9 protein-coding genes are annotated in these 11,574 nt (G+C 43.7%); 2 read left to right on the top strand and 7 right to left on the bottom strand.

Annotated features, from left to right (window positions below):
- Positions 1-123 precede the first annotated feature (123 nt).
- The 5 genes from ACL6C3_RS30475 to ACL6C3_RS30455 all read right to left on the bottom strand — a co-directional run bounded on the left by ACL6C3_RS30475 (position 124) and on the right by ACL6C3_RS30455 (position 7,341).
- On the bottom strand, positions 124-1,302 hold the full coding sequence (locus ACL6C3_RS30475; protein ID WP_413163883.1) for an ATP-grasp domain-containing protein: 1,179 nt from the start codon (positions 1,300-1,302) through the stop codon (positions 124-126).
- Between the two features lie 104 nt (positions 1,303-1,406).
- Positions 1,407-2,696 carry an RNA-guided endonuclease InsQ/TnpB family protein gene (locus tag ACL6C3_RS30470; protein ID WP_413163882.1) on the bottom strand — a complete coding sequence of 430 codons (1,290 nt, stop codon included), beginning with the start codon at positions 2,694-2,696 and terminating at the stop codon, positions 1,407-1,409.
- 732 nt (positions 2,697-3,428) lie between these two features.
- Entirely contained in the window at positions 3,429-4,913 is a 1,485-nt protein-coding gene (locus ACL6C3_RS30465) for a glycosyltransferase (RefSeq protein ID WP_413163880.1), read from the bottom strand.
- 394 nt (positions 4,914-5,307) lie between these two features.
- Positions 5,308-6,384 (bottom strand): magnesium-protoporphyrin IX monomethyl ester (oxidative) cyclase, encoded by a 1,077-nt coding sequence (gene acsF, locus ACL6C3_RS30460; protein ID WP_413163879.1) that lies wholly within the window; start codon positions 6,382-6,384, stop codon positions 5,308-5,310.
- A gap of 234 nt (positions 6,385-6,618) precedes the next feature.
- Positions 6,619-7,341 (bottom strand): glycerophosphodiester phosphodiesterase, encoded by a 723-nt coding sequence (locus ACL6C3_RS30455; protein ID WP_413163877.1) that lies wholly within the window; start codon positions 7,339-7,341, stop codon positions 6,619-6,621.
- 177 nt (positions 7,342-7,518) lie between these two features.
- On the opposite strand from ACL6C3_RS30455, the gene ACL6C3_RS30450 reads away from it, so the two are divergent.
- Positions 7,519-8,568: a DMT family transporter gene (locus ACL6C3_RS30450; RefSeq protein WP_413163875.1), complete on the top strand. Its 1,050-nt coding sequence runs from the start codon at positions 7,519-7,521 to the stop codon at positions 8,566-8,568.
- Between the two features lie 9 nt (positions 8,569-8,577).
- Here ACL6C3_RS30450 and ACL6C3_RS30445 read toward each other — a convergent pair whose 3' ends face one another.
- Positions 8,578-9,180, bottom strand: a complete 603-nt coding sequence (locus ACL6C3_RS30445) for a glutathione S-transferase family protein (RefSeq protein WP_413163873.1) — start codon at positions 9,178-9,180, stop codon at positions 8,578-8,580.
- 166 nt (positions 9,181-9,346) lie between these two features.
- Between ACL6C3_RS30445 and ACL6C3_RS30440 the strand changes: the two genes are divergently transcribed.
- On the top strand, positions 9,347-9,655 hold the full coding sequence (locus tag ACL6C3_RS30440; RefSeq protein WP_413163871.1) for a hypothetical protein: 309 nt from the start codon (positions 9,347-9,349) through the stop codon (positions 9,653-9,655).
- A 195-nt stretch (positions 9,656-9,850) separates the two neighbouring features.
- Here the strand turns inward: ACL6C3_RS30440 and ACL6C3_RS30435 are convergent, their stop codons facing one another.
- The gene (locus ACL6C3_RS30435; protein WP_413163870.1) at positions 9,851-11,338 is read right to left on the bottom strand and encodes a TldD/PmbA family protein; all 1,488 of its coding nucleotides are present in this window, start codon (positions 11,336-11,338) and stop codon (positions 9,851-9,853) included.
- Positions 11,339-11,574: the final 236 nt, after the last annotated feature.

Raw genomic sequence — 11,574 nt, 5'->3', positions numbered from 1 at the left:
CCATTCCTGATGCAGTCACGACAAACAAACTGTAACCGAGTCCCCGCAATGGGGGAAGAACGAACAGTTTATCTGACTGCATGAGATGCGAGATTTTTCTATTCTAGTCGTTAGAAAATGTAATTACTTAGCCAGAGAAACGGCCAGCTTGACCGCATCATCCAAATTTTCTGCGACTTGTACGGGTAACTGAGTTAACTGATCGAGGATCTCGCGGGGCGGATTGACGGCCAATCGGATCACAAACTGGGGTAAATAACCAATCGCCGCCTTTCTTTGGAGATAGCTGGCAATTTCAGAAATAGTTTTCCCGGAGGCGACAAAGTGACTGAGAAGATTGACCAAAACGACTTTCACCTGTTTGGACTGACTGACCAATTCTAAACCTTCATAGAGGCGCTCGGGCCAAGCGTCGGTGAGTTCGGTATAATCTTCGGCTTCCAAATCGACGAAATTGGCGGGTTTTCCTTTGCTTTGAACGATCAGATCCACCGTTGCCAGGGTCATATCGGCGCCGTTGGATAAAATGCCAATATTGCCTTCGAGTTGAACGATTTTTAGTTGGGGAAACAGAAGCCGATCCAATTGACAGGGTAAGGGGAAAGAATGAACATCGGGGATTGTATTTTTCGCCGGATTCTGATCGTTTTGAATCAACGCCGCCAGGTCCGCATGGCGTCCGAGGGCATGATCGTTAACAATCACTTTGCCATCGAGCGCCATCACTTCACCGGTGGGACTAATACCGAGAGGATTGATTTCCACCAGGTCGAGATCTCTTTCGACAAACAGACGATACATCTTTTCAATGATCCCGCTCACGACGAGAATCAATTCTTGATTCAATCCCATTTGCACGCTCAAGCGGCGAGCATAAAAAGAGGAAAACTCGCGATCAACAACCACTTTCTGCACCTGTGACATCCCCTCTTCGACGGCGACGCCCCCTTGACTCGATCCCAACAGCACCGGACGGCGACTGATCGGATCTAATGTGACCGCCAGATACAATTCTCGATCGGCGTTGTATTTCGCTTCAGCCAGAAGCACTTTCGGATATTCATCCCGAATGGATAAATTAAAAATGGATTGGGCCGCCGCTACCGCATCAATGGTATTTTCGACAAACCGAATCCCGCCAGCTTTTCCCCGTCCTCCCGATCGCACTTGGGACTTGAGAACCACCGGATAAGGAATTCTCAATCCCTTGAGATCTTGAGCGCGATCGATCCGCTGTGAGGGCAAAACCGGAATATTTTTTTCCCGAAATAAGGCTTTAGCTTGATACTCTAGTAAATCCATTGCAGTTCCTGACCTAATTGACAGAAGAAACCCCGCTTCAAGCTCACGACATTGATAGTGAGATGAAAGCAAGTCAACCTTAACAAATTGACATCCTCCCTCCACTAATTCGGAGTACCGAATCTACTGGGGGATTCCCAAGAATTCTTGGTTCGCAGTTCATCGAGCCAACTTAGAGCAAGAACGTCTCCATTCTTAAGCCAGAGGTTAGTTTCTCCCTGCGCTTTTGAGCTTTTGGCTCCAGATTCCGTATGCCCTACGGTACTGTTTAGATATTCAGCTAACAACTTAAATCCTTTTGCCAGAATGTTTTTTGCCGCGTTATGGTCACGGTCTAAAACTGTTCCACAAGCGCTGCATTTATGGGTTCTGGTGCTAAGAGTTTTCTTTACCTTTGCTTGACAACACGAACAATCAACAGTTGTGTTATGGGGTGGTACAGCGATAACTATAACACCATGAACTTTGGCAAAATATTGAAGCCATTGTGTGAACTGATACCATGAAGCATCACTGATAGACTTAGCCAAGTGGTGGTTTTTCACCATGTTTTGTATCTTCAAATCTTCGTAAACAATTAAATCGTTAGACTTAACTAGCGCCAAAGCCTCTTTCCTTGCTCTGTCTTCACGCTGTCTACTTATCTTAAGATTTGCAAGAGCTAAAGCCTGACGTGCTTTCTGGTATCTATTAGACTGTTTCTTCCCTTTGATGTGCTTTTTGGAAACCCGACGTTGAAGCATTTTTATTCTTCGCTCGGATTTCCTTAAATACTTGGGGTTTTCAACAGTATTTCCATCGGAATCCGTATAGAACTCTTTCAGTCCTAAATCGATTACCGTCATTTTCCCTTTAAACTCGTGTTTTTCTCGTCTATCCCAGTCCAATAAGAACTGAGCATAGTAGCCGTCAGCGCGTCTTATGACTCGAACCCTAGAGATTTGTTTTTCTGCATAGCAGACCAAATCCCTGGAACTCCATAAGTCCATCGTTCCGACTTTAAAACCATCGGTGAAAGTTATCTGTCTTCTATCATAAGATAGTTTCCATCCGCTATTTTTGTACTCAACAGAACGACTAAACTTCTTGTCTTTTGGGTATCCTTTTTTACCAGGTTTCTCTAATCTACAATTCTCATAAAAACGTTGAATAGCAGACCACGCCCTATCAGCTTGAGCTTGCCTAGCTTGAGAGTTTAGCTTTTTTGCCCAAGGGGTTTCTTTGTTTTTAGCTAGTACCGAACAAAGCTTTTGGAGGTCGTTACGAGTGACCCCAATGTTCGCTTCCCAATACCGCAAACAAGTATTGCGGATGAATTGCCCTGTGCGGATTGCTTCATCTAACTTGCTGTACTGCGTAGTGGTTCCTTTTAGCTTTGCTTCAATGACTAACATAGAACAATAATACCATATTTTACCCGCTATAAGCACGGGTAGAACTATCAAGATTCGCGCTTGGCTAACCGCAACCAGATACGCGCCAAATCTGCATATTATGGCGGGAGCCTTCTTGCGGTTGAAGGTAAGATTTATCCCGCTCAATTATTTTACGTTTGTTCTGTTCAAAAAGTAAAGGAGGCGATCAATTTTGTTTGAATTTTCGCTTTTTTTTGAAGACGCTCGCCCGTTTGCTTGCCGGGTAATCGAGTTTTGTCCTATTCCCTTCGGTCGGTTCATAGGCGGTACTATTTTCAACCCAATCGGGTAGATCTTTACGGGAGAATTATCAACTCAAATCGGTTTAATTTGGGGTTTTAAATCCCGTTCAACCTTTTGAGGGAGAAGGGAGAATCTCAGCCAACTCAATCCCCAATTTATACAGGTGGATAATCATTAAAAACCCTTAACAAAATGGTCGAATTGGCGGTCAACTCCAATCTCCAAGTTTTCACAATGAAAAAGAAATCGAGCTAGGGGAAAAAGAAGAAGATTTAAGACTGGGTTCACATTCCGAAAGCTCGACTTAAACAACGAATTTGATAGTTTTATAAGTTATACGGTATTCAGAAGGAAAAAACTGTAGACAGCGATACCTCAAAAGCATCTGCGGGTTTCGGCGCTCTCGGAGAAAACAACAAAAACCGGGTCAGATTGCGATCGCCAATTTTCAATCCAAACCGACAAAAATCACATTCCTTGATGAACGGTTTTCACCCACTTGAGACGCTTCGGACGGACTGAAATCCGCATGGCGGTACTGCCGATCACAATAAACCAATGCAGCATATAAAAAGTACCCCGCAAGCTTTCTAACGCCATTTTTAAGCCTGCCATTACCGATGGAGAAGCGGGTCGAGTTTGGGACTCGGAGGCTATTTGTTGAGGCTTCTGGCTGCGACGCAGGCCGATAAACATCCCCACCAAAGACAGGGTAAGAGCCAGCAGCGACAGGGGACTGGTGATCGGCAAACGGCGCAAGGCCAACGACATCAAACAATCGGGGACTGCTGCGGTGGGAACGAGGTATTGGATGACTAAAAACCCGAATAAATCAAAGGTTTTGCGGGGGCCGAGACGGTTGGCGACCAGAGGTTTCCAATAATCGAGATAGCGTTGATATCCGCCCTCTGCCCAACGGTTGCGCTGGTGCCACAGTGAGATCGGTTTGGTGACGCCTTCTTCGTAAACGGGGGGAAAGGCTAAAAATTCGATATCCCAATCGTTGAGATGGAGTCGAATGGTCAGATCGAGATCGTCGGTAATGGTTTCTTCGTTCCAACCGCCGCAGGTTTCCATCGCACTGCGCCGCACAAACTGGCCATTTCCTCGCAGTTCTCCGATCCCGCCAACGGCGATGCGCTGCTGTTGGAAGAAAGCATCGAGCGCCATTTCCGCTTCTTGGCTTTGAGTTAAAAAGTTGTATGGCGCGTTAGAAATCGCTTTGCGGACTTGTACCGCCCCAATTTGCTCGGGATCGAACAAAGGAACCACTTGGCGCAATAAATCTGAGGAAACTTGAGCATCCGCATCAAAGACGCCTAAAATTTCTCCTCGGGTTAAGGGTAACACTTGATTGAGCGCTCCCGATTTTCCGCCGACTCCGTTGTGGCGGTGCAGAACATTGAGTTGGTCAAATTTCTCAGCCAGTTGATCCAATAAGATCGGGGTGTTATCGGTGCTGTGATCGTCGATCACCCAGACTTCGTAGCAGTCGGAGGGATAATCAAGATTACATAAATTCTCAACTAATTTGCTAATGACGGATTCTTCGTTTTTCGCCGCCACCAACAATGAGACAAACGGCCAATAATCGCGATCGCAGGTTAAAGTTTCATCGGAGGAATTCCGGGGGCGAGTCCACAGGATACGCAACGCATGAATTGACAGCAACCCGGTTAAGCCGAGAATGAACCACGATCCCCAAGAAACCAGATGGAGGCTGATCGTTCCTCCCCAAATCATACTGAGGACTACAGCGGCTTTTCGCCGTCGTCCCTGATAGATTGAGGGCGATAGGGTCATCGGTTCGACTCGATGTTGAGAAGGGGAATGATCGTCAACTGGGCGATCGTCGCGATCTTGGGTTTGGTTGTCGTCGTTGAAGTCCAGGCGCTCGCGGTAAGCTGAGTTGGGGTTAGATGAGTTTGTTTGTCGTGATGTCAATCGTCTCATGTTTATATTCAACTTGTGGGTCGATCGTTTTTCTGGCTGAGTCTTCTTGGGCATAGATAATCTAATTTAACCCTGATTACTTATCATAACTCGCCTTTGAATAGCCTTTCTTAGACTAGAGCCAATCCCAGGCGTATGGGGAATATTGCACAACCAAATTTATTTCGGTGCGGTACAATGATTGCTCTATCTTTGGATCGGCTTGTTAAATTTGTTCTAACTTGTTGTTTGATGTGCTAAAATCTGCTTTGATTACCGCAAATTAAATTAAAAAAATTGGGTTGATCTCTCAACAAATTTACCCGTTTATTTGAGTATTAAAAAACCCGGTTTCTATTAATTAAAAAACCCGGTTTCTTCAAGAAACCGGGTTTTTGTGTTGCGATCGCCAGCTTTAACGTACCGTTCCCTCTAAGGGCTGAACATCAATTGGCTTCATAAAATACAGTTTGAGCAACTGCCAACCGTTGGAAACGTAATGGGGTAATTTTTGGAATAACTGCAAGAATTTAGGCGTATTTGAGTTAACAATCGCCGTCAATTTCTCGTTATTTTTAACGCAAGTTTCCAAGCGTTCGTAGAACTCGGGATTTTCGACATCTAAAATCACCGGGAACACACGACCCGAAGTTTCGTTAGTTTTGAGAATCACATACTTGTCATATTCTCGCGCATCCAAGCCAATGGCTGCATAGAAACCATAGCGTTGAACATCGTTCAAGTACATGGTCGCAAATACCGACAGCAAGAAGAACCGACACCACAATTTCGCCTTCCAATCATTCAGGATTTTCGGCTGAGATTTCATCATGGCATCGAAGAAATCACCGTGACGGTTTTCATCTTGACACCAGTTTTCAAAGAAGCGGAAAATCGGATAAATTCGATCTTCGGGATGAGCTTCTAAGTGACGATAAATGGTGATATAACGCCAGTAACCAATCTTTTCAGAAAGGTAAGTTGCGTAGAAAATGAACTTGGGTTTAAAGAAGGTGTATTTGCGGCTTTTGGTTAAGAATCCCAAATCCAGCGATAGGTTAAAATCGGACATCGCTTTGTTGAGAAATCCCGCATGACGGGCTTCGTCTCGCGACATCAGTTGGAAGCATTCGGCTAAAACCGGGCTTTTATCTTTGAGGCGACGGCTTAACTCTTTGTACAGCAAAAATCCAGAAAATTCTGCGGTACAGGAACGTTCCAAAAATTCTACAAACAGGCGACGAGTTTCGCCATCAATGTGATCCCAGGATTGTTCAAATTCGGCATCCCGGACAAAATGATGACGGTTGTAGTCCGCCCGGAATTCTTCTAAGATTGCCCGCAGTTCATCTTCATTCACTGAGATGTCCATTTTGGCCATCTCATCAAAGTCTGTGGTGTAGAACCGAGGGGTAAGAATGGTTTCCTTGGCGGGAACTTTAACCCCCGGCCGTATTTCATCAAAAGCTGGTTTTTTTAGAGAGTCTACCATAGTGTTTCTGTCATCTTATGATTGCAGGTTTGAGGTACGGGGTTGTTTTGCCCGACTGCACCCACAAACCGATGCCGGGATCAAAAGTTGTGAATGTATGCACTTCAGTCTATCAACCTCTCAGCCCCAAAAGACATTTACTCCGTTAAGAATTGCAACAACAGTTGATACAGTTCTAAAAGTCGGCCAGAAGTGCGATCGCGCTTGAGCCGCCCAATGACAAAGTTACAGCAATTATGTCCAACCGATCAAGGAATTGGTAATAATTCGTTTCACCCCGAGATCGACTAATTCTTGAAAATGTTCGGGACGATCAACCGTCCACACCACCCAGTCTACCCCTTGAGTGCGACTGTCCTCAACAAAATGAGGATTTTCAAGCACGACATCAAATAAACAGCTTAAAATCGCATTTCCCGCCTTTATTGCTTTGTTCAGTTGTTGTTGGTAATCGGTTGTTTCTGTGAGAAAATACCCCAATTTTATCTCGGGACAACAAGAGCGAACTTGCTGTAAAAACTCCTCATTAAATGCCGTGATCACACATTTTTCTAAAATTCCCCCTTCCCTCACCTGTTGAATTAATTTCTCGACGTCGGTTTGAGACCATTGACAGTGGGGTTTTACATCAAAATAGAGGAATTTTTCCACCCGTTGAAAACAGTTTAAAGCTTCCGTTAAAGTCGGTATGGTTTCCCCAACAAACTGTTCGCCAAACCAAGCCCCCGCATTCAGTTGTTTTAACTCCTCTAAAGACTTTTCTCGGACTTTACCGGATGTTCCCGTAATTCGATCTAAGGTTTCATCGTGAAAGATTATCGGTACACCATCGGCTGATAATTGTAAATCAAATTCAATAGAATTCGCACCCCCTTCTATCGCCGCAGTAAACGCCGCCAATGTATTCTCTGGCGCCATAGCAGAAAAACCCCGATGAGCAACAATTTCTAAATTCAAGATAATCCTGCTCCTTTACCCTCTACCCCGAAGGATAAATCTTCACTTGCAGAGGATTAAATAATGACATCATCTAGTTTACCTGGAATTGGATCAATCAATTCATTGCCGGAAGGATTAAGCTAAATTTTGTGAATTTTAGCAGCATAAATACTTAATTATGCTAATCTTGCTCTGATGTCAATCACTATTATTATGAATTTAGTGGGGCGAATACCCGGACGCGCTTATTTGTTGCTTGGCGTAACGATTTTTGGCGCCGCTAACGCGGTGACTCGTCAGTTAACTGAATTGGGAGCCGAAAATTTAATTGACGGGCGAAATCCGATTTCGTTTTGTAATGTTTTGTTTGTCGGTAATATTTGGGCTTTTTTAATTTTTTTGCTGCTTTATTATCAAGAATTAAATCGGGAAACGATTAAAAAACTTTCGGGAAAAGATTGGTTAGCTTTGACGACGGTGGCGACTCTTGCGGGCGCTTTGGCTCCGGCTTTGTTCTTTTCGGCTTTAGAACAAACAACGGTTAATAATGTGATTTTAATTAGTCGAATTGAACCGCCTTTAGTTCTGGCTTTGTCGATTTTTTTACTTCGCGAACGGGTCAATCGTTGGGTGATTATGGGTGCAATTGTTTCTTTTATTGGCGTGGGATTAACGGTTTTTATTCCCGACCCCAACCGAGAAATGATGAATATGGCTGGTTTTCAAATAGGTATTGGTGAATTTATGGTTGCCGGCGGCGCAGTTTCCGCAGGCGTTGCAACGATTATTAGTAAACTCAGCCTCCGCAATATTCCCCTCGGTTTTTTTAACGTTTATCGAACGTTTTTTAGCACAATTATCTTTTTTATTATTGTAACGTTGCTGTTTGGTATCGGTCACTTTATGGATGTATTTGCTCCGATTATTTGGCAATGGATGTTACTCTATAGTCTGGTGATTGTTGTTGGCGGTCAATTTTGTTGGTTTTCGGGGTTAAAAAAATCCTCGGCGTCCGAGATTTCTTTGGCGAATTCTTTTGCTCCCATTGCGGGAGTTTTGGCGGCTTATTTGATTTTGGGGGAAGTGCCAACTACAGCCCAATATATTGGCGGAAGTGTGATTATTTTGGGGATTATTCTTAATCAAATTGGGGTTTCAAAAGTTCCGCCCCAACCCTCCAAACTTCCGCCGTTAGAACGCCCAACCGAAGATGTAGAAGGTACGCCGGGATTCAAAGGCGTTTAAAATAGAAAATTAGGCGGTTATCTGGATATAATTTGGCTGTTGTTTGACCCGGTTTATCCAGTCTAAAATAGCGGGAAAACCCGTTAAATCAAATCCGCCTTCATCGGCAACGTGAGTGTAAGCAAACAAACAAATATCGGCAATTGTGTAGTTATTTCCAACAAAAAAAGGATGCTCTTTTAACTGTTGTTCCATCACGCCCAACGCCGCATAACCGAGGGGTTGTTTTTGTTCCAAAGCCTGTTTGTATTCTTCGGGTTTTCTTAAAATAGAAATCCAATAGCGGGAGGTAGCAATATAGGGTTCGTGGCTGTATTGTTCAAAAAACATCCACTGCATCACCTGGGCTTGTTCAAATTTATCCGTTGGAAAAAATGGCGTTTCTTGGCTAAAATAATACAAAACCGCGTTGGACTCGGGTAAATATTTTCCCGGTTCTAATTCTAAAAGCGGAACTCGTCCGTTAGGATTTTTGCTTAAAAATTTTGCGGTGCGACTTTCCCGTTTGAGAATATCAACTGGTATTCGTTCAAAAGGAATTTCTAACTGGGTTAACAACAGACGAATTTTATAACAATTTCCCGAGGATGGATATTCGTATAATTTCAGCACGGTTGATGTTCTCCAGTGGGTGAGGTTAAACTTATTCTACTGTTTTCACTGGTAACTGTATAACTGATAACTGAAAACTGTCATCAAAGCGCCCATACATCACAATCATTGATCGGTAGAATATTAGATGAAATCTAAGGAAATTTGAATAAAAACCGGGGAGAGGATGTTTACTCTGTTAGGGTTTGAATTAGAAGTACAACAACTGAGAGAAACGATGACAGAGAACACCAATACCTACTTACTTTTTGATGGCACCATGACTGTTTCAGGTACTCCCGAGGATATCACATACGCCCTCTGGAAGACCTCTAAGGGTCACAAAAACCTCGAAAATATACAGGAGTACATGGAGTGGCAAAATCGCACCTGTCAAGAAATATCGGGGTACTCAGTCGATACCAGCAGTTACGAGCAATTTGTAAGTTCATTGGCGAGTAACGGGTTTCTGACTCCAGTTGATGATATGGATTAATTGAACGGCAATGTTCTTGTGTGGTATTTTTAGCCCCCTGGGGTAATTTTTTACTGGAGTTTAGACGGTTTATTGATGGTAAAATCAATTCTCTAGTAATCGTCTAAATCTTAAAAGGGCGATCGCAGTTTCTAAACTTTAAAAAGCGATCGCTCTTTTAAGCAGACTAATATTATCTCCTCCCTTTTTTTGGAATTAAGAAGCGCTACCAATATGAATATCTCGCACCCGTACCGGAACGCAAGCGTGAGTCATTTGTGCGAGTTGCATGGGTTCGCCTTTTCCACAGTAACTTGTTCCCAATTGTTCCCGTTCTGACTCAGGACCGACTGCATCAACTTTATTCCAAAATTCTGTGGTCATGGCGTGATAGGTAACGTCTTTTAACATTCCCACAACTTTACCGTTTTTCACCTGCCAAAACGCATCGCCTCCGAATTGGAAATTACGCCGCTGTTGGTCGATAGAAAAACTGCCAATTCCATCAATTAAAATCCCGTCTTCGGTATCAGCGATCATCTCCTCTAAAGTAGCAGTATGGCTGCCATTTTCAGATCCGGGTTCTAATCCTAAATTGGGAATGCGAACCATCGGCACACTTGACCAACTATCGGCATAAGCACAGCCATTGCTGCTTCCCCGTCCGAGTCGATAAGCGGTTTCGCGATCGGTCAAATAATCCACTAAAATTCCGTCTTTTACCACATACCATTCTTGAGCCGGAACGCCTTCATCATCATAACCCATTGTACTGCGTCCTCCCGCTTGAGTGCGATCGCATTTAAAGTTTACCCAAGGGGCGGCATATTGCAGTTTATTGAGTTGATCGGTTGTGGCAAAACTCGTCCCGGCAAAATTAGATTCGTAGCCATAAACCCGGTCTAATTCGGTTGGGTGTCCGACGGATTCGTGAATGGTTAAATAGAGGTTTGACGGCTTTAAAATCAGCGTTGAAAGAATGCCGTAAGGGCTTTTAGGAGCGTGTACTTTTTCAATGGCTTCTTGAGCAACCCGATCTATTTGATTGTTTAAATCATTCAGATCGATATGTTCGTAACCCATGTTTAAAGGCGGACGTTCGTAACCCCGACTTTGGGCATCTCCGTTGGCAATTGCAGTACAGCTAAAACTCGGATAACTGCGGTAAATTGTTTGTTCAATTACCGAGCCAACGGTAGAAGCAAACAGCTTATCTTCTTGGGTGAATTGTAGGGAAGACATCGCTTTTTTAATGCCTTGTTCTTCGTAGGCGAGTAAGCGTTCATTTACATTGAGTAAAAAATCGGCTTTCTCCGCAATTGGAATGGTAAAAGGGTCTATTTTAATCGGGGTAACGTAGCTATCTTGATAGGCTTCTACCGGAACCAACTGCACGGGATTTTGCAGGGAAAGACGGCTTCCTTTGGCAATATCAACGGCTAAATTGACAATTCGGGTAACTTCTTCTGGTGTTTTGCGATGGCTGGCGGCGAACCCCCAAGCACCTTTGAGAAGAACTCGCACTCCAAAACCGGAACTAACATTATCTTCGATGCGACTCAAAGAGCGATCGCGAGCAAATAGGTTTTGTTTGCGGTAAGTGCAGAAGCGAACATCCCCATATTCGCATCCAGCTTGACGAATTAAATCAATGGCGAGGGTCGCTAATTCTTTTGTGGTTTGGCGGGTCGGTGCTTGTACCATATCGTGAGTTTTGAGTTCTATAAATATTTTAGTTTATATATGTTAAACCTTTTGAGTAGATTTTGACAATTTCCGGGTAACATTGAGGACGATTTTTCGGAAACAAGACTGACACATCAACCCGGTTTCTCCAGGTAAATTAAATATTTCCGGCTTTGATCTCCAACAAGAAACCGGGTTTCTTAAGCATCCATTCTAAATTTTATCTAAAATAGGATTAAACCCCGCAAGGAGCC

This window comes from Capilliphycus salinus ALCB114379 (assembly GCF_047276495.1).
GTDB classification, from domain to species: domain Bacteria; phylum Cyanobacteriota; class Cyanobacteriia; order Cyanobacteriales; family Microcoleaceae; genus Capilliphycus; species Capilliphycus salinus.
This window is presented reverse-complemented; position numbering and strand designations above follow the sequence as displayed.

What these genes read in the sequence shown, in the direction of transcription:
- ACL6C3_RS30450 (WP_413163875.1), top strand. Translation starts at nt 7,519, where the DNA reads ATGTCAATCACTATTATTATGAATTTAGTGGGGCGAATACCCGGACGC.
- ACL6C3_RS30470 (WP_413163882.1), bottom strand. Translation starts at nt 2,696, where the DNA reads ATGTTAGTCATTGAAGCAAAGCTAAAAGGAACCACTACGCAGTACAGC.
- ACL6C3_RS30440 (WP_413163871.1), top strand. Translation starts at nt 9,347, where the DNA reads ATGTTTACTCTGTTAGGGTTTGAATTAGAAGTACAACAACTGAGAGAA.
- ACL6C3_RS30465 (WP_413163880.1), bottom strand. Translation starts at nt 4,913, where the DNA reads ATGAGACGATTGACATCACGACAAACAAACTCATCTAACCCCAACTCA.
- acsF (WP_413163879.1), bottom strand. Translation starts at nt 6,384, where the DNA reads ATGGTAGACTCTCTAAAAAAACCAGCTTTTGATGAAATACGGCCGGGG.
- ACL6C3_RS30435 (WP_413163870.1), bottom strand. Translation starts at nt 11,338, where the DNA reads ATGGTACAAGCACCGACCCGCCAAACCACAAAAGAATTAGCGACCCTC.
- ACL6C3_RS30475 (WP_413163883.1), bottom strand. Translation starts at nt 1,302, where the DNA reads ATGGATTTACTAGAGTATCAAGCTAAAGCCTTATTTCGGGAAAAAAAT.